The following is a 20,717-nucleotide window of genomic DNA, read 5'->3' as shown; positions in this document are numbered from 1 at the left end:
GCCACCCTCTTTAATTATATTTTATTTGTTATATTCACCTTTCCAAACTATTTCTTTATACTTATCAGGATCTGTATCCCCTTCTGTACTGAACAATAATACTCTTGAATTTTCATCTAATTCTAATGATTCTTTTAAATCATTATATTTATCATTCTTCATTATTTCATAAAGTAATCCTAAAGTAACAGCACCTGATTCTCCAGAAATAACCTTATTATCTCCTCTTAATGGATTTCCAAGTATTCTCATACCATTTGCTGAAATATAATCTGGAGCTGAAACAAATGTATCAGAATATTCCTTTAAAACTTCCCAACCAATTGTGTTAGCTTCTCCACAAGCTAATCCAGCCATTATTGTTTGCATATCTCCACCAACTGATTTTAATTTTCCGTCATTAGCTACTGCTGATTTGTATAAACAATCTGCTAAATTCGATTCTACTATTACAGTCTTTGGACAATCTTTACTGAATACAGAAGCAAAAAATCCTTGTATTGCACCTGCTAGAGAACCTACACCAGCTTGTATAAATATATGAGTTGGTCTCTCAACTCCATATTCAATTAATTGATTTAATGCTTCAAGTCCCATAGTTCCATATCCTTGCATTATCCATGCTGGAATTTCTTCATAACCTTCCCACGCAGTATCTTGTATAACTACTCCGTTATTCTCACTTGCATATTTTGCTGCAAGTCTTACTGCATCATCATAATTCATATCAGTTATAGAAGCCTCTGCGCCTTCTTTTCTTATATTTTCTAATCTTGTTTTTGATGAACCTTTTGGCATATAAACTACTGATTTTTGTTTTAATCTATTTGCAGTCCATGCCACACCTCTTCCATGATTCCCATCTGTAGCTGTTACAAATGTAATTTCTCCAAGCTTAGTTCTTAATTCTGGAGAAATTAACTTTTCATATGGTAAATCTGATATATCTTTATTTAATTTTTGTGCCATGTATTTTGCCATAGCAAAAGATCCACCTAAAACTTTAAATGCATTTAATCCAAATCTATATGATTCATCTTTTATATAAATGCCACCTAAACCAATATCTTTACTTAAATTCTTTAAATTAACTAAAGGAGTTTCTTTATATTGAGGGAAACTCTTATGAAACTCCCTAGACTTAGATATCTCTTCTTTACTTAAAAAATCCAATAAATTTTTATTATTAGTTTTAGGTAGTGTATTTTTTTTCCAAAATATATTTTCCACGACTTCGCCTCCAATTATATTTAGCCATATTCTGATATATAAACACTGTGCTAAAATATAGAACTACATTATATAACAAAAAAATAAATTATTTTAAGTTTACTAGTACTTTATTCTAGTACCAGTCTTTCCTGTTATAGCATCCTTAGCTTTTTCAAGAAGAGTAATTAATGAATATCTACCTTCTTTTGATGAAGCAAAATCTACTCCTGCTTCTACTTTTGGCTTCATTGAACCTGGTGCAAAATGACCTTCTTCTAAATACTTTTTCATATCTTCTACATTAACATCATTTAGCCATTGCTCATTTTCCTTACCAAAATTTATAGCAACCTTTTCAACAGCAGTTAAAATAATTAAACAATCTGCATCGAGTTCTTTAGCAAGAGTACAGCTTGCAAAATCCTTATCAATTACTGCTCCTACGCCTTTTAAATGATTTCCTTCCCTTATAACAGGAATTCCCCCACCACCACAAGCAATTACAACTTGTCCATCTTCAAGTAAACTCTTTATTGTTCCTATTTCAACTATACTAACTGGTCTTGGGGATGCTACTACTCTTCTATATCCTCTACCAGAATCTTCAATTACTTTTTCTCCTTTTTTAATAGCACTTTCAGCCTCTTCTTTTGTCATAAAACAGCCAATAGGTTTAGTTGGATTTTTAAAAGCCTCATCCTTTTGATCTACTTCAACTTGTGTAATGATAGTGGCTACATTTTTATTTATATTTCTATTTAATAACTCTTCTTTTATTTGATTCTGTAAATCATATCCTATATATCCTTGGCTCATAGCCACACAAACTGACATTGGACAAATAGAATACTTTGGATCTAATTTATGAAGTTCACTCATAGCTATATTTATCATTCCTACTTGAGGACCATTTCCATGAGAAATAACTACTTCATTTCCATCTTCAATTAAATCCACTATAGCTTTAACAGTAGCTCTTACAGCTGTCATTTGTTCTTCTAACGTATTACCTAATGCATTTCCACCTAGTGCAATTACAATTTTCTTTTTCATATTTCTCACCTCAATATATGTTTTATAAAAAAGTGGCTACGCCATACTTTTTAGTTGAAAGTGGATAATTGAAAAGCTTAGAGTTTTAGTCTAAAATCCTAAAGATTTTCTAAAAATATATATTTTAAATATCTATTTAAAAATTCTCTAAATAATTTTTTTGATTAACTCTCAACTTTTCATGTTCCCCTCTCAACTCACCTATCTTATGCACTCTAAACTAAATATATTTCTATTCATAATGACGTGGTTTACTTTTTTGAGCTAATTTTGTTAAAGTTTCTTGTGGATTTTTTACTTTACTTAAGAAAATCATAGATGCTATTATATATGGTTTAAAGCTTGCTTCTTTATATAATGATTTTCTATATCTATCAAATACATTTGCATCAACTTCACCGACTTCACAACTTACTCCTGTGATATCTGCTGGCAAACAATGCATATAAATAGCTTTACCATCCTTAGTAAGCTTCATTAATTCTTCAGTACATTGCCAATCCATATGGTTAGCATTTTGTTTTAATAGTTCTTTTTCTAATTCATCAATACCAGCTTGATCTCCTTTTGCATATAAATCAGTTCTCTTTTCCATTGCACTATAAGGAGCCCAACTCTTTGGATATACTATATCAGCATCTTTAAATGCATCTTCCATAGAATTTGTTTTTGTAAATGATCCACCTGATTCTTTTGCATTTTTCTTTGCAACTTCTTCAACATCACTCATTATTTCATATCCTTCAGGGTGAGCTAATACTACGTCCATTCCAAATCTAGTTAATAGTCCAATAACACCTTGTGGAACTGAAAGTGGCTTACCATAAGATGGAGAATAAGCCCAAGTCATAGCAACTTTTTTACCTTTTAAATTTTCAATACCACCAAGTTCATTAATTAAGTGAAGTGTATCTGCCATAACTTGTGTTGGATGATCTATATCGCATTGTAAATTAACAAGTGTTGGTCTTTGTTCTAATGTTCCATTTTCATTTCCTTCTTGAACATATTCTGAAACATTTTTCATATAAGTATGTCCTTTTCCTATGAACATATCATCACGAATACCAATAACATCAGCCATGAATGATATCATATTAGCAGTTTCTTTTACTGTTTCTCCATGTGCTACTTGTGATTTACCTTCATCTAAATCTTGCACTTCAAGACCTAAAAGATTACATGCCGATGCAAAACTAAATCTTGTTCTTGTTGAATTATCTCTAAATAATGAAATTCCAAGTCCACTATCAAATATCTTTGGAGATACATTATTTTCTCTTAAATTTCTCAAAGCTTCTGCTATTGTAAAAACAGCTTCAAGTTCATCATTAGTTTTTTCCCAAGTTAACATAAAATCATTATTGTACATGTTTTCAAAATTTAACGTATTTAACTTATTAATATATTTATCCATTATGCTCATTATAATTCCTCCAATATATCTCTTTTATCTATTTTTATTCATCAATTAAATTAGTACTATCTATCTCTACAATAAATTGTTGGTACTGCAGCATATACAGCAGCACATCTTACTAAATCAGCTTTCCAAGTCTTTTCATTTGGAGCATGTGCTTCTTCTTCTTTTCCTGGTCCAAATCCTATACATGGTATTCCATATCTACCCATTATTGATACTCCATTAGTAGAGAATGTCCATTTATCAACTAATGGTTTTCCATACATTCCTTCATAAGCTTCAACCATTGCATTAGTAGCTGGTGCATCTTCTGGTATTACCCAGCTTGGAAAATAACATTCAGTTGGATATACTAAGTTTGTCCAACTTGGTCTTTCATATTTATACATAGTTACTTCTGCATTATATTTCTTAACAAATGGAAGATTTCTTACTTCTTCTAAAGCTGATTCAAATGTCTCTCCATTAGTTAATCTACGATCTAAAGAAATAGCACACATATCTGCTACTGCACAACGTGATGGTGAATTATAGAATATTTCTGAAACTGTTACAGTTCCTTTTCCCAAAAATTCATCATAATGTAAATTATCATTTAATACTCTAACTTCTTGTAATATATCAGCCATTTTATAAATTGCATTATCTCCACGTTCTGGTGCAGAACCATGACAAGATACACCCTTAACTTCAACTCTTATCTCCATACGACCACGTTGACCTCTATAAATATTTCCATTAGTTGGTTCTGTTATTACAACAAATTCTGGTTTTACTTTATCTTCATTATGAATATATTGCCAACATAAACCATCACAATCTTCTTCTTGTACTGTACCAGTTACTAAAACTGTATATTTATCAGATAAAAGATTTAAATCTTTCATTATCTTAGCTCCATAAGTTGCAGAAACTATTCCACCTAGTTGGTCAGACGCTCCACGTCCTCCTATTTCTTCATCTGTTTCATATCCTTTATAAGGATCAAATTTCCAGTTACTCATCTCGCCTATTCCAACTGTATCTATATGTGCATCATAGGCAATTAAAGTTTTACCAGTTCCCATATATCCTAAAACATTTCCCATTTTATCAATTTCAACTTTATCAAATCCAAGTTTATTCATTTCTTGTGATATTCTTTTTATTACTAATTCTTCATTAGCACTTTCCCCTGGTATAGCAATTAAATCCCTTAAAAACTTTGTCATATCTGCTTCGTAATCTCTTGCTTTTAGCTTAATGTTTTCAAAATCCATATTTATTCCCCCGCCTTTTTATGAAAATATTATTTATATCCTTAGCTTTATGATGTTTTTAATTGCACATCATAACTAACTATATACATTAGCAATTACCTTGCCAAAATAAAAAATATTTTTATTATTTTTTTCTAAAAAAGCCCCTAAAATCCTTAGTTAGAGACATTATTTTAAGTATTTTATTACTTATAAATTGGTTGATTATCAAAATGATAATTATTTTTATCAAAATAATAAGAAGCAAAAAAATAACAGATCAATATACTTCTATACTGTATCTGTTAAATTCCCAAATATAACTAATTAAAATTCTATTTTTATCACTTAAAATTAACATAATAAATTATAATTTATCATAATGATAAATTATAATTTATTCTTCTATTTTTCTATAAAGAGTAGCAATTCCTATACCTAATTTTTTTGCTACTTTCATCTTACTTTTAGTTGAATTACCATATTTTTCTAAAGCTTTTCTGATATATATTTTTTCAACATCCTTCAGCTTCATTAAGTCATCATCAACGCATATTTCATTGTTTCTATTTTTAAGTTCATCATTATAACTTTGCACAAAAGATGTTGGTAGCATGGACTTATCAAGTATTCCATCTTCACCAGATAAACTAACCATAAATTCTACTATATTTTCTAATTCTCTTATGTTTCCAGGCCAACTATAATCTTTAAATATTTTTATTAATTCTTTATCTATGGTATGAATATATTTATTACATCTTGCATTATATTTATCTATTAACATTTTAGTTATTAATAGAACATCGTCTCCTCTATCTCTTAAGCTTGGTACCTCCATAGGAATTATATTTAATCTATAATATAAATCAGCTCTAAATTTTCCTTCAGCAACTAATTTCTTTAAGTTTTTATTTGTAGCTGCTATTACCCTTATATTTAATTTTATTAATTTATTAGAACCTATTTTTACAATAGTTTTTTCTTGTAGTACTCTTAAAATCTTTACTTGTAAATATAATGGCATATCACCTATTTCATCTAAAAATATAGTTCCATTATTAGCAAGTTCAAATTTTCCTATTCTTCCACCTGAGCTTGCCCCTGAAAATGCACCTTTAACATATCCAAAAAGTTCACTTTCTAATAAATTTTCTGGGATAGCCCCACAATTTATAGCTATAAATGGCATATTTCTCCTATTTCCTTCAGAATGTATTGCTCTAGCTACCAATTCTTTTCCAGTTCCACTTTCTCCAGTAATTAAAATTGTAGCATCAGTATATGAAACTTTTTTTATCTTCTTTTTAAGTTCTGTTATATTATCTGCTTCACCAATTATAGAATTACAATTTATATTATTATTTTTTAACTCTTCTTCTACTGTGATTAATTCCTTAAAGATAATTATTTTATTACAATCTTTATTATTAATATAATTTTCAACTACCTTACCTATAATTTTAAATTTATCATTTTCAATATTAAAATTATAAATACTACCTTTAGGTGTGTACTCATCAGTTTCTTCTATTCTTATTTTTTTACCTATAATATTTGGTTTAACTTTTAATAATTTTAATGCCTTATTATTAGCTGTTATTATTTCATTTTTTATATCTACAGTTATAATTCCATCATCTACAGAATTTATTATTTTTTTAAAAAATCTGATATTGTTTTCATTTTCTAGTATTTGATTTTGTTCTATTACTTTAATTGATATAAATTCAGCTATCTGCTCTAAAAATTTAATCATGATAACTAAATTTTCTTTTAGCTTTTCCTTTTGTTCCTCATTAAAGCACACTAATCCTATTACTCCAAATGTAGTTTTTTCATATTTAATAGGTACGCATATTTCCATAAATTCATTACAATGATCTTTTTTCTTACATTCATCACATAATTTATCTTTTCCTGGATTTTCTATAACTAAGGTTTTTCCTGTATCTAAAGCTTTTTTATACACATAACCTTGATCCCTTATGTTTTCTCCAATTTTTTCTTGATATATTCCTGTAGCAGCTACTCTAACTAATTTATCATCAACAATTTCAACATCAATTGTTAATAAATTTGATAATAATATCGAATACTTGTTTATTATATCTTTTATATCTCCTAAATTTATCATCATTTTATAACCCACCCATTATCTCATAATATTTACTTTTGTTAACTTTTACAATGAATATTATACCATATAATTACTTTAATTCTATGTATATACATACTATCTTTATATTTATCATATATAATGTTTTTAAAGTAATTTAATTAAAATGCTTATTATTAAGACCTCTATAAAATACTAATTATATATACATAAAAAGCTAATGCATCTAAATATTATATAGATAACATTAGCTTTTTACTATTTTTTATTTCTAAATCCCTATTAATTTATAACTTTTATTTTAACTTCCATAGATTTAAATACCTTCTCTATTGAGTAGCTAGTATATTTTTTACTATTGGAATTACATAACCACTTCCACCTTTACCCTTTACATCTTCTACAAATGTAGTTACTAAAATGTTTTTGTCTTTATCAGTTGTTGTTGCTACTACCCAACCTATCTCTGTACCTGCTTCATCATCTTGAGATGATTTTACTTCTGCAGTTCCTGTTTTCGCTGCAACATTAAAATCTAATCCTGATAAACCATGGGCAGTTCCATTTGGCTTACTTACTACACTTTTTAAATCATTTAATATAATTTCAGCAGTTTGCCTTGATATAACACTATCTTTCCAAATACTTTTTTCAAAGTTTTCTTTATACTCTAATGATGGTTTTAATATATTGCCATCATTAATAAACATAGTATACATCATAGAAAGTTGTAATGGATTCATTAAAATATCACCTTGTCCGTACCCACTATCAGCTAGTAATATCTCATTATCAATTGCATCTTTAGATGAAAATTGAGAAACTGAAACTCCATACTCAAATGGAATTTTTTCACCAACTCCAAATTCTTTAAGTTTTTTCTCAAAATTTTCTGCACCTATATCTAAAGCAACCCTTGCAAAATATATATTATCAGAAAATATTAAAGCATTTTCTAGATTAGAAGGTAATCCATAATCATGTACCCTTGTTACCTTATATCCTCCCCATGAATCGTCCTTCTGCCATTTTAGTCCTACTATTTCTTTGTCGGCATTAGGATCAAGAACATTTTCTTCTATTCCAATAGCAGCTGTAATAGGCTTAAATGCAGATCCTGGAGTTATATTACTTTGGAACCTATTATATAACGGCTTATTTTCATTTGTATTTAATTCATTCCATTTATCTGTTGACATTCCAAGAACAAAATCATTTGGATTATATGATGGTGAACTTACAAGGGCTAAAACTTCTCCTGTATTAGGATCTATACTTACTGAAGCTCCTTTATTATTTCCTAATGAATCATAAGCCCTTTCTTGTAATTTGCTATCTATAGTTAATTTTATATCTTCTCCATTTTTAACTTCTCTATTATAAATCACTTTAACTTCATCTGAATTTTTATCAACTATATTTATTTTTATTCCATCAATACCTCTTAACCTTTCCTCATATATTGATTCTATACCAGCTTTTCCTATAACTGAAGAAACTGAATAATTTTTATCACTATTCTTCTCTAAATCTTCTGCTGTAACATTTTGAACATAACCAATTAAATGTGCTGCCTTTTCTTCTAAAGGATAGACTCTTGAAAGCTTATCCTTTATAACTACTCCTGGAAGACTTGATACCTTATTAACAATATCACCACTATAAGAAACTACTTTAATTGGTATAAACATATAAGGTTTAACATATGGCTCACTTAATTTTTTATCTATGTACTCACTAGATACTTCTAATGCTTTTGCTATTTCATTTAATGACTCTTTTTGATTTTCCCCCAGTTCTTCTATAACAATGCCTATGTTCGCTACATCTGAATCTGTAGCAAGCTTAACATCATTTCTATCTAAAATATCTCCTCTGCTAGCTTTTGTTATTTTAACTTTTACTTTATAGTCATTATTAAGTTCAGGAAAAATTAAATTTGAAGACCATTTTATTTTAAAATCATCATATGTCCTACTTATGTACATTTTATTATTAAAACTTAAAATTCCTGCAATAGTATTCATATTACATTGAAATGTAGCTACAATATCATTACCATTTACATCTACTTGTATTCCATTTATTGTAATATTATCAGTACCTATTCCTTCATAAATATTTTTATTTCTTGTTACAAAATCCTCTTTAGATATTTCATTCTTACTTTCATCTGATAATTTATCGTACATTAAATCATACTTTTTTTCGTTTAATAATGTAAAATAATCATTTATTAAATTTTCACTCTGTTTAACATTTATACTTTTTGCTTTCATTGATACAAATATAAATGCAGATACTACTAAAATACCTATACCTATTAATGAAAAAATAAATAGTTTCTTTATTTTATTCTCCAATAAAAACCACTCCCTTTTTTAATATATTTGGTTTTAAATTTTTAAATCAAACAAAATTTTAATATTATGTATAACAAATTAATAATATTATATAATAAATGCATAAATTTTAAAAACAAACTCTATAATATTTTTAGTACTATACTAAAAATATTGAATTTATTCTTATCTATATATAAATGGGTAGAAGAGTCAAACTGTGCTTGTATCTAAAAAGATATTATATCTTGTTTTGTAATCTCTATTCCCGATTTTATTTTCTCTACAATATCATTATATATTTTATCTCCATCTTTGCTCGCCATAGATAATTAATTAATAGACATAATTCAAATAAAAGTAATTTTATTTCTCTTTATATCTCTATATCTAAATCACATTAATCCTAACTCTAACATTCTCATTAAAAAATCATAATATATTATTAAACCTAAACATTGAAAGCTCTCCAATCATATCATTATTATTTAAAACCTAATCTTTATATCTATCCTAATAAACTAGCCACTACTATGGATACATATTCTCATGTAACCAAAAAAATGTCTCAAGACAGTGTTAGATTATTTGAAGAATCAATAAAAAAACTTCCACCCTATTAATTTTTAGGGTGGAAGAATGGTGGAAATTAAGCGTTTTTCATCTTATTTTATTTTAATAAATGGCTCTATTACTTGGTTAGCTTAACTATAGTTTCAGCGTGTGTGTAGACAAGCCTTCGATACATTTTCGCGTGAATACTAAAAACACCCCAGGGTCTATTTCGCATGAAGTCAGAATCATTTCTAGTTAGATATGCACCATATTATCATCATAGCTGTAAACCGCTATTTATCAAGATTTCTATTTTAACTTTTAGGCATTTATATCCAGTTTTCTCCTTTATATTCTTATGCAAAAGTAAACCCTAATGCGTTTTAAAATTTTTCATACTCCCACAAAAACTTCTCTATTCTTGTAGATTAGAAAGCAGTAACTCCTTCAACCATTTTGGTATATGGTCAACTTTTTCCATTTTCAAAATCTTTTCAACAATTTGAGCTGCATCTTCTTTTCTCCAGAACCTATCCCTTACATAGCACTCATGACTACAGTACTTACGATTTTTATTACCTAATGACTTATACTCTTTTCCACAATGCTCACATTGAAAAATATAAATTTTGCGATTAGTTTTTTCCCACTCACTTTTACATTTTGGAGTGCAAAATTTTTTCTTCCGCCCTTTATTACTTTGTTCTAGCTTTGCTCCACATTGCAAACAAAAATCATAAACAAGTTCATCTACAATTGATTGTTTATGATTTGAATTAGCCTCTGAAGCATAACCATCTAGTCTATTTCTTTTACAATAACCTCTAACTGAATCTCTTGATACGCCAACAGCATTTGATATTTTCTTATAACCCCATCCTTTATAACGTAATAACCTAATTTGTTTCTTTTGATCCTCTGTCATTTTTATATCACTCCTTGGCAAATAGTAATCCAGTAATGACTCTGAATTAACTATTTGTCAAGGGGTATTAACTAAAATTTATTTTACTCAAATACTAATAGTTCACACAATCTAATAAATTGTTCAAAATATTTCTTTCCTAAAGAATCTTCTCCTATAACAGTACACATTTTAATTATATTATATAGCGAAGCATGTCCTCCTTGTTCCATTATAAAATCTTGGATTTTATCTGACCAATTTGAATTCTCCCACAATATTGAAGTAGGAATATAATGATATTCACAATTAGAAAATCCACATATATATGGATAGTGACTTTCTTTAAAATACCCAAACAATATATCAAGTTTTCCTGTTGCTTCTTTTTCATAAGTTATTAAAGTTTTCCACAGTTCTTTTGAAGAATAATCAATATCTTCAATATTTCCCTTATAGTATTCTTTTAAATTTTCTAAGGTTAATAAGTCTTTAATACTTTTGTTTGAATTATTGCCATATGCTATTTTTTCTGAATAATCTGTATACCCTTCATCAAGAGAATAATCTTCAAATAAAGAAGGATAATACTTTTTAAGAACATAATTAAAATAACTACTCCTACCACCACCATCTGTACTATCTTGCATAAATTCAATCATTTTTCTAACTCTTGAAACAAAAGATATTAGTTCTTTTTCAGAATACCAGTAGTTTTCCTTAGCTATTCTTAAACATTCACTTAAAACATCATTTACAATAATCTCTTTTCTGAAACAAGGTCTAAGTATCCCAGCATTAATACATTCCTTTATTATCGAATAACTTTCTTCGAAATTATATATGGCAATCATTTTAGCAAAACGTAATAAGGTTTCTGTATAACTTCCATAATAAGAAGTTATCCCTTTTTCCTTTGTTTCATTATACATACGCATAATCATACCAGGATTGCTTAATTGAGTGTACATCTCCTGGTTATTTTCATTAATATAATAAAAAACACTTGTCAAATCAACACACTTCAAGTATTCATTAATAGAGTTTAAAATCCTTTTAATTTGCCTTATTGGCAATTTTAAATTAGCTATAATAATGCCTATAATTTTTGAAATCTCGAAATCATTAACTTTATCGAAATCTTGTAATAGCATTATTATATTATCCATAAGTAGAGTTTGATTATTATAGAAATTTCTTATTAATTCCTGTACAATGTTTATCTGATTTTTAGCATTAGAATAAAGAACTTTATCTTGCTTATCAAAAACAGCTGCTAACAATACATTTACTTGCTGTCTTGTGTCCCATGTTGGGATATTGCCATTATTGATACTACCAAAATATTTCTCTACTTGATCATTGATAACCATATCTTTGTTGATAAGTTTACGTATAACTTCCACAGAAATATCATAAGTATTATTATCAACTTTTAATAACATCTTTTTTAAGCTATGTTTAAATTTCTCATTACTTAAAATCATTGTAAGATTTTTAATCTTACATAGCTCATCACATAAAATATTGAGATGATAACTAGGAATACTATTAAAATTATTAACAATGAACATTGGTTCAAATTCTAAAACTATCCTATAAAAAGCTCTAACCATACTTTTAAGTGGTGATTCCAAATTCTCATACCCTTCAATAGAATTGTCATCAGATATATCTGGTAAGCTTTTTATCATATCTAATAAAGATGTTCCCAAAATTTTATAACGGTAATACAAAAACGATGGGCAATTATCCCATATTTTATTTCCTTGTTCTTCTTTATCTATTTTTGATATTAATGAAATAAAGTATTGAGTTTGTTTCATGTGACCATTGCGATGAAATACTTCTACAACTTTTAACCAACGGTTCTTGTCTTCTAAGTAATCCACTATTGGTAGACTATGATCATTTAGCAATAATTCTAGCGAAGGAGGTGTTTGAGCTGCTATTGCAAATAATAGTTCATCTGATAGCTGATACTCTGGTTCAGAACTTCCCCAATCATTTCTTTTAGGTAATACAACATTATTTTCTTTACGCCAGTAGGCACTACCTAAATAATCTAATATAAAACTTATAGACAATACCCCAAGCATATTTTTATTTTTTTTATAATCATATACCATTTGTGGAATAAATACTTCCATCATAAATTCATTATTTGATAAAAGATTTAGCTCTCTCAGAATTCTAGGATTATCTAAAAATTCTTGTTTAACCTTTTCATATAAAAAATATTCTTCATATCTCCTATGTTTAAATGTAAAGATACTCTCTTCCGAAGAATTATCTGGTGTCGAAAAAAATATTTCTCTTAAACACTTTATTATATCATTAACATCGTTATTATTTATGTTAGTAAATTCATTGTAAATCAATTGCTGAAGCCTTCTAAGATCAATTGATAATCTATTATTTTCTTGCATATAACCAGATATTTCTCTACATATACTTCGTAGCTTTTCCTGTTTACTCTCTAAAATATTTAACGAATATACTCTATCATTAATTAAAAGCTTTTTTGTAGATTCTTCAATTAATGCTATTTTAGTTGTATTACTATTAACTTTTTCAATATTATCCCACAACAACTTAATAGAAAAAATATCATCTAAATCTTCTATCAACTTTAATCTATTGCTTTTTAAAGATAGATATCTTAACTTTTTATTTTCATCTTCCTGCATCTCAAAATATTTTTCAATGTATGTATCATTTAACTTTTCTATTTGGAACTCTTCTATTTCATTTAATATCCCTTTCAATATTGCTATATTAGGACTATTTGTTCTAGAAGATAGTACAATCGCATATGTAGTAGCCTGTTTATTTAACCTCATTAAAAATAATGATATCTTGTTAGCATAATCAAATGATATCTCATCTATACCATCAAGAACATATAAATAAGATAAATTGTTTTTATCATAGATCTTTAAAGAATAATCTGCCATTCGAACTCTTATAAACTCTTCTAAATTTCCGTTAATAATCTCTTTTAATCGAATAAACACCGGCAATACCTTATTTTCTAATACTTTATAAACCATATCCCTATTTTCAGCATGCGCACTTCCATAGCTTGTAAATATACTTTTCAATATTTCACTTTTTCCAGTACCAGGATCACCTTTTAATAACGATATTGTATTTTTACATATAAGTGCATTAGTATCCAATTGTTCTTTTCTATTGTTGCACAATTTAATTTCTAGATATTTGGGAGATGCAAGAAACTTTGCGTCCTCATCACTAATACAACTATTAATAAAATCAATTTCGTTTCCTATACCGAAATAGAATTCTGCAATATCTAAATTACGCTCTTCATTTAAAATATGTGAAAAGTTTTCTCTTGTAATATATATTAAATCAATATTATTTTCTTTAGCCTTTTTATATATTCTAATTCTTGGGGAGTTTTTAATTAAGCCTTTGTCAAATTTTTGCAGTTCATCTTCGGTAGGTATAGGCTTAATATCGGCATTAGTATAGATATACACACAATCTAAATTCCCTTTATATATATCAAAAGCTTTATCTTTTTTACATAATGACTCTTCTATTTGTTCATATGGACTATTTTTTACAAATTTGCTTTGAAATCCATAATATTTCCCTTCAAATTCAATTGGCTCCATTTCAAGACCCGTTTGATTATAATTACTTTGAAAATCATATCCTGTTATTCCAAATATCCTACAGAATAAGTGTCTACACATCTCCTCAAAACTATCTTCATATCTAGGATTTTTAACTTTAAATATATCCCAATTTATATTAAACCTCAATGTCACCATCCCCTTTTATTTACACTTAAATTTCTATTGATACAAGCTAAAAATTTAAATTCTAATATCTTGCGTTTTGTTATTTTAATATTAAAACTTTAAGATTTTTTCTTTTATATAGTGTGGTGTTCAAATAAACTCAATACATTTATCTAACATTATTAATATTTTAATTATACCCCTAATTTATATTGTTTTACATTAGTTAATATCGTTAAAATCCCTTGAATTTCAACAAAACTAATAGAGCCCGTTGACGTAATTCATATATCAGAATTGCGTCAACTGGCTCTATCTTTAACTTTACTTATTCAATTAAAAGTATATATAGCTTTTACTGGTTATATATTCAACTTTATAATAAAAGATAAAATGAAAGTTTTCTATTTTATTATTGGGTACATTTTTACTTTAATGAATAATTGCCTTCCGAATTCATATATATACTTATTTTTCCATCCTCAATATCTTGCGTAAATCTATCAGTTAATGATTGAGAAATACGTTTCTTCCCATAATAGTCGCATACATCTGCCTTCATATTATACGTCCTTGTACAAGAAGAATTATTAAGGGTTACATTTAACTGTGCAGCTTTTACTAGAACCCAATATCCATTTCTATCTTCTTTGATATAATATCCGGCATTAAGATATTTCTCAATATCTTTTCTTTTTCCTTGCATCTCAATAGAATCTGATGGTTCGTACATTGTGGATAAAATTGTTGATTTTTCCATTTAAAAGTCCTCCTTTTACTGTTTGGTATAGTTATATTTTAGCAAGAGAATGACTCTCTATTTATAATGTAGGAATTATTTAAATATCTTGCATTATTATTTTATAAACTCATTTAATGCCTGCCCAACAAAGATATCTACAATATTATATAAATCTTTATATTCCTTATCTGATTCTTTGCAATATTCAATATAATCTTTCTGAAGTTTTTCTAAAAAATCATTTTTAGGCTCATCCTCATCCAATAGTTCTAACCTTTCTAATTCTTCTTCATGTGCTGCAAGATCACTTTTAATTATTTGTATATTTTGCTTGAGAACCTCTTTCTTTTTTTCAATTGTCAGTTCACTTGGCTCTCTAAACTCACCAGCTAATATTTTATCAGTTATTGATTTCCATTCTACCACTTTTTCTCTATAATGCTTCATCACAAATTCATTATTTTTCAATCTCCCCTTATCTAGACAAGGTTCAATCATCAATGAATAATAAGCTGCTCTTAGCTCTTCATCTGATGGATTTTTTATATCTTTAAATAATTCTTTTCCATCTGCATTTGCTAATGTCTTCTCTATTCCGATGAGTCTATACATTCTATTTTGCTCTTTAAGAAAATCTATTAAATCCGGAAAACCTTTGTCTCTAATATCTTTTGCATCCACATCAAACCATTTAATCATATTTGCAATCAGTTTATCTATACTTAAATTTTGTTTCTCCAAAAGTTTATTAATTTCAAGACGATCATCATCATCTTCTTGAAATTGCTCTAAATTTATATCTCTAGCCATTTGAACAGCATAATTGCCTCTAAATAAATTATAATTCATTTCATCAAGTTTTTTAGTAAATACTCTTAATGCTGCCCCTACATTTTCATTTCCCAATGTAGTAATATTAATCAAAAAATAGGTAAGCTGCCTTACTAAAGGTTTGCTCCAATCAGCTATCTCTTGTGAAACCATATGCGCTGGCATTGTATATACTAACTTACGGAATACATCATTCAGTTCGGTATCAATGTCTTTAATCATCAAGTTGTTATACATTCCAACTGCTGTAGCAGTTATTTTGCTTTTATCTGGGTTTTTCCTAGCTAATGGACTATCTGCATGATGTCTTATTAATAATGCTAATAGTTCAGAACATTCAGGTGTGAAAAAAAATCCGCTTTTTTCTTTTGTTTCATCCACCTTAAAATCTAATGGATTAATATCATACATTTCACATATTCTTTTAAATGTATCTGTAAATTTAGTTCTGCTCTCCATTCTAGACTTTTTTACCATTTCATCTTGACTAAAATCAACGTGCCTTTCTTTCTGCTTCTTTGCCATAGTTATCTCCCCCAATATCATAATTAATACAAATTATTTTTAATATGTAAATTTTTTTGTAATATGCTTAAGCAATAAATAATATTATATCTCTTATTCTTCTAATATAAAATATTCTATTATCACATTTCTAAATATTGTTTACCAAAACAAAAAAATAACCAACCATAGTGAAATTAACACTTTGGTCAGCTATTTTTACAAACATTATTCAATTACAACCTCAATCTCAGTCCCATCAAGCAATCTTACAATAATCTTCTCCCCATCAAATACTGTCATCTTCTCCACTATCTTAAAAAATAATTCCTCATCAAATTGTTTTATTGGTTTTGCATTTTTTAAAATACCAATGAACTGCTTTGCCTTATATCTTACTAAAACATTATCACTCTTTAAATGCTCCTTCCACTTTTCCATGAAGTAATCCTTATTTTCAATCATGGCATTGAAGGTATCTATGAAAGCTTGATATAAAACCTTATCATCTATATGTTTATTATTACAGCCTTTTTTCCCTTTTTAATATATCTTCTATTGCATCTCCAAACAATTCTCCTGCGTAATTCATTTGTGGAGTTCCAAACTTTTCTTCCAAAAACACTGCCGCAGTGTCCGCAAATAATTTTTCCTGCAAAAGGATTAGTTATTGTAGCATAATCTACTTTTACAATATCATGTTCTTTAGCAAAAATTCTTCTTCTCTCCATCTCGAGTTGTACTGCGGCATGCATTTCTTTATCTATAATTGCGGGGTGGCTTTCCTCAACATAATACTGTGGGACTTCTCCATTGTTTTCTGCCCTTTTCTTGGTAAGAAAATCTACTGTGTAAGTTTTTTGCAGTAGTGCATCTCCCTTGTATTTTTCATTTGTTAATATTCCTCTTATAGTGCTTTCATACCATTTAGCTTTTCCATTCCAACCTTTAATTCCTTCTTCTTCAAATTCTTTTGCTATTCTATTTGTACCTTTTCCATCAAGATAATCCTTATAAATTCTTCTTACAATCTTGGATTGTTTTTCATCTATTATAAGATTACCTTCCTCATCTTTAGTATATCCTAAAAACTTTTTATGGTTTATATGAAGCTTTCCTTGTTCAAATCTCCTTCTTATTCCCCATGTTGAATTTTCAGAAATTGAGCGACTTTCATCTTGAGCCAAGCTTGCTAAAATGGAAATTAATACCTCTCCTTTAGCATCTAATGTATTTATATTTTCCTTTTCAAAAATGACTCCAATGCCAAGTTCTTTAAGGGTTCTTACATAATTTAAGCAATCCAAGGTATTACGAGCAAATCTTGATATGGATTTTGTTATAATTACATCTATTTTTCCTGCCTTGCAATCTCTAATCATTTCATTAAATTGTTCTCTCTTTTTTGTGTTAGTCCCTGAAATTCCTTCATCCGCATAAACTTTTGCCATTTGATATTCTGAACTATTATTTATAAAATTAGTATAGTAATTTACCTGTGCTTCATAGCTTGATAACTGTTCTGCTTGGTCTGTTGATACCCTGCAATATGCAGCCATTCTCTTTTTCTGTGACTTTGCCGATTGTACTATATTGGTTCTGTTGGCTCTTGCAGGTATAACTGTAATACTTCTTGCCATTTCTAATTTCCTCCTTTACTACAGTTTCTTCCTTTATATTAAGCTTGCTTATAACTTCATCATCTATTGAAGTTCCCATGCAAGCATTCTTTCCATTTTTAACGTAGTTGCTACACTGCCATACTATCTTTTTGCAAGAATGTTTAGTATTCCAGGTTCTTCTTCTTAAGGTAGAACCACATTTACTGCAGTAAAGCATTCCTGTTAGTGGATATCTTCTCTTATACTTTTTTGTATCTCCTAAAATAATCCCCTTTTTCTTTGCTCTCTTTTTAATTTCTTCTTGAACAGTTTCCCATTCTTCTCTTGAAACTATTGGCACATGATCATCTTCAATATAATAGCTCTCAACTTCTCCGTTATTCTTAACTTTCTTTTTTCTTAAATGATCTGATGTATAATATTTTTGAAGTAATGCATCCCCTTTGTATTTCTCATTTTTTAATATCCTTAAAATAGTACTGTCTCTCCATGTTCCACCGGCAACTGTAGGAACTCCTTCTTCTCTAAGTCCTTTTGCAATTGTAAAACATCCTTTTCCATTTAAGTATTCATTAAAAATTCTTTTTACTACCTCAGCCTCTTTAGGATTTATAACTAAATCTCCATACTCATCCTTGTCATACCCCAAAAATCTTTTAGTATTTATAATCATTTCTCCTTGCTGAAACTTCTTTCTCATTCTCCATTTGATGTTATCACTTACATTTTTGCTTTCCTCTTGAGAAAAAGAAGAAAGGACAGTGAGCATTAACTCACCATCCCCTGATAAAGTATCTATATTTTCTTTTTCAAATCTAACTTCTACACCTATATCTTTTAGTTCTCTTACAGTTTCTAAAACTATAGTAGTATTCCTTGCAAACCTTGATATAGATTTTGTTATGATTAAATCCAGCTCCCCACCTTTTGCAAGCTGAAGCATCTTTTGAAATTCTGGTCTATTCTCAGTAGTTCCTGTTATTCCTCTATCCGCAAACACTCCTACAAATTCATATTCTGGATTTGATGATATAAGATTTTCATAATATTGTATTTGATTTTCTAGAGATTCTTCTTGCTTTTCACTATCTGTTGAAACCCTTGCATAAGCACATACTCTTTTCTTTTGATTTTGCACTTTTAAAGTAGGCTCAATAATTCTTACACGCACTGTAACTCCTCCTTTCTATCAAATTTGTACTACTATATATCACTCTAAAGGTGATAGAAGTCAAGGTTTATGGGGTTATAAAAGATTACTTATTGAAAATCATAATGCAAGCATCAAATCCTGATGACTTTAACTTTTGCACTTGCTTTTCTGCATTGTCCCTAACAGCATATGATCCTGCCATAACCCTATAAAGAGTTTGTCCACTTGTGGCTTGCTGCTTTTGATAAGTTGTTGATTCGTTAACTACATTTTCTCTATAATTTATACCTAGCTGAACCAATATAGCTTTAACTATTTCTCTAATAATTTCATTCCTTTTGCTATCAAAAATATCGTTATCACCACTATTATCAATAAACCCAATTTCAATTAAGACTGCCGAGCATCTAGTTTCTCTTAGTACATGATAATTAGCATTCTTTACTTTCCTATCAACAAAACCAACACTTACAAGTCCAGATTGTATTTTTTCAGCTAATGCTTTAGCTTTTGTACTTGCACTTAAATAAATATAAGTTTCAGCACCTCTAGCCTGTTCTGGCTTAAAAGCATTTCTATGAAATGATATAAAATAATCGTATGAATTTCTACTTTCAAAGCTGCTTCTATCATTAAGACTTACTGTAGCATCTGAAGTTCTAGTTTCATCAACTGTAATCCCATGCCTTCTAACTTCTACTGCTACAGCTCTACCAATGCTTAATACATCATTACTTTCTTTTCTCCCATTATAAGTTGCTCCTGGATCTTCTCCACCATGTCCATAATCAAAACATAATCTAGCCATTTTTCTTATCCTCCTTTAACTGCTCTAAGATATTTTTTAGCTTTTCAGGTATTGGTAACCCTATCTTTGCTGTGTTTTCTAATATACTAATTCCTTCATTAGAAATATAGAAAAAAATAACAGCGGTGCGAATTGCACTACTGCCTCCTAACAAATAACAATCAACAATATGCGCTACCCCCACCAAAACAAAGATAAGTACTTTTTTAAATATTCCTCTAAAACCTATCTCACTTGATAGCTTTCTCTCTAGCACTGCTACCATAAATCCTGTCAAATAATCAATAACTACAAAAGCTATAAGTGCATATAAAAATCCATCTGTCCCTCCTAAAATCCACCCAATACATCCACCAATAGATGCAAATATCATTTGTAGTGTTTCAATAATATTTTTCATTCTTAAGACCTCCTTCTTATATAATTAAAGCCTTCTCA

The 20,717-nt window shown here is 28.5% G+C and carries 15 protein-coding genes; all 15 read right to left on the bottom strand.

Annotated features, from left to right (window positions below; translation table 11 throughout):
• Positions 1 to 21: 21 nt before the first annotated feature.
• Positions 22 to 1,230 carry a diaminopropionate ammonia-lyase gene (dpaL, locus tag BGI42_RS03065; protein WP_069678911.1) on the bottom strand — a complete coding sequence of 403 codons (1,209 nt, stop codon included), beginning with the start codon at positions 1,228 to 1,230 and terminating at the stop codon, positions 22 to 24.
• A gap of 102 nt (positions 1,231 to 1,332) precedes the next feature.
• Positions 1,333 to 2,265 (bottom strand): carbamate kinase, encoded by a 933-nt coding sequence (arcC, locus tag BGI42_RS03060; RefSeq protein ID WP_069678910.1) that lies wholly within the window; start codon positions 2,263 to 2,265, stop codon positions 1,333 to 1,335.
• Positions 2,266 to 2,497: 232 nt separating this feature from the next.
• Positions 2,498 to 3,691, bottom strand: coding sequence for a knotted carbamoyltransferase YgeW (gene ygeW / locus BGI42_RS03055; RefSeq protein ID WP_069678909.1), 1,194 nt, complete (start codon positions 3,689 to 3,691; stop codon positions 2,498 to 2,500).
• Between the two features lie 56 nt (positions 3,692 to 3,747).
• Positions 3,748 to 4,947 (bottom strand): YgeY family selenium metabolism-linked hydrolase, encoded by a 1,200-nt coding sequence (locus tag BGI42_RS03050; RefSeq protein ID WP_069678908.1) that lies wholly within the window; start codon positions 4,945 to 4,947, stop codon positions 3,748 to 3,750.
• A 376-nt stretch (positions 4,948 to 5,323) separates the two neighbouring features.
• The gene (locus tag BGI42_RS03045) at positions 5,324 to 7,066 is read right to left on the bottom strand and encodes a sigma-54-dependent Fis family transcriptional regulator (RefSeq protein ID WP_069678907.1); all 1,743 of its coding nucleotides are present in this window, start codon (positions 7,064 to 7,066) and stop codon (positions 5,324 to 5,326) included.
• 308 nt (positions 7,067 to 7,374) lie between these two features.
• Positions 7,375 to 9,408, bottom strand: coding sequence for a penicillin-binding transpeptidase domain-containing protein (locus BGI42_RS03040; protein WP_069678906.1), 2,034 nt, complete (start codon positions 9,406 to 9,408; stop codon positions 7,375 to 7,377).
• 949 nt (positions 9,409 to 10,357) lie between these two features.
• Complete coding sequence (locus tag BGI42_RS03035; protein WP_069678905.1) at positions 10,358 to 10,867, bottom strand: terminase gpP N-terminus-related DNA-binding protein; 510 nt, start codon at positions 10,865 to 10,867, stop codon at positions 10,358 to 10,360.
• A gap of 83 nt (positions 10,868 to 10,950) precedes the next feature.
• Positions 10,951 to 14,640 carry an NACHT domain-containing protein gene (locus BGI42_RS03030; RefSeq protein ID WP_069678904.1) on the bottom strand — a complete coding sequence of 1,230 codons (3,690 nt, stop codon included), beginning with the start codon at positions 14,638 to 14,640 and terminating at the stop codon, positions 10,951 to 10,953.
• A 406-nt stretch (positions 14,641 to 15,046) separates the two neighbouring features.
• Positions 15,047 to 15,379 carry a hypothetical protein gene (locus BGI42_RS03025; protein ID WP_069678903.1) on the bottom strand — a complete coding sequence of 111 codons (333 nt, stop codon included), beginning with the start codon at positions 15,377 to 15,379 and terminating at the stop codon, positions 15,047 to 15,049.
• A gap of 96 nt (positions 15,380 to 15,475) precedes the next feature.
• Positions 15,476 to 16,717 carry a hypothetical protein gene (locus BGI42_RS03020; RefSeq protein ID WP_069678902.1) on the bottom strand — a complete coding sequence of 414 codons (1,242 nt, stop codon included), beginning with the start codon at positions 16,715 to 16,717 and terminating at the stop codon, positions 15,476 to 15,478.
• 207 nt (positions 16,718 to 16,924) lie between these two features.
• Positions 16,925 to 17,161: a hypothetical protein gene (locus BGI42_RS16600; protein WP_420825931.1), complete on the bottom strand. Its 237-nt coding sequence runs from the start codon at positions 17,159 to 17,161 to the stop codon at positions 16,925 to 16,927.
• A 44-nt stretch (positions 17,162 to 17,205) separates the two neighbouring features.
• On the bottom strand, positions 17,206 to 18,255 hold the full coding sequence (locus BGI42_RS03015; protein WP_420825930.1) for a recombinase family protein: 1,050 nt from the start codon (positions 18,253 to 18,255) through the stop codon (positions 17,206 to 17,208).
• Positions 18,200 to 19,489, bottom strand: coding sequence for a recombinase family protein (locus tag BGI42_RS03010; RefSeq protein ID WP_069678901.1), 1,290 nt, complete (start codon positions 19,487 to 19,489; stop codon positions 18,200 to 18,202). Before BGI42_RS03010 ends, BGI42_RS03015 begins: the two co-directional genes overlap by 56 nt.
• A gap of 85 nt (positions 19,490 to 19,574) precedes the next feature.
• The gene (locus tag BGI42_RS03005) at positions 19,575 to 20,279 is read right to left on the bottom strand and encodes an N-acetylmuramoyl-L-alanine amidase (RefSeq protein WP_069678900.1); all 705 of its coding nucleotides are present in this window, start codon (positions 20,277 to 20,279) and stop codon (positions 19,575 to 19,577) included.
• Positions 20,272 to 20,679 carry a phage holin family protein gene (locus tag BGI42_RS03000; protein WP_069678899.1) on the bottom strand — a complete coding sequence of 136 codons (408 nt, stop codon included), beginning with the start codon at positions 20,677 to 20,679 and terminating at the stop codon, positions 20,272 to 20,274. Before BGI42_RS03000 ends, BGI42_RS03005 begins: the two co-directional genes overlap by 8 nt.
• Between the last annotated feature and the right edge of the window lie 38 nt (positions 20,680 to 20,717).

It is taken from the genome of Clostridium taeniosporum, from assembly GCF_001735765.2.
In the GTDB taxonomy this organism is placed as follows: Bacteria; Bacillota; Clostridia; order Clostridiales; family Clostridiaceae; genus Clostridium; species Clostridium taeniosporum.
Note: the sequence above shows the minus strand (reverse complement) of the source record. Positions and strands in the feature narration are given on the sequence as shown.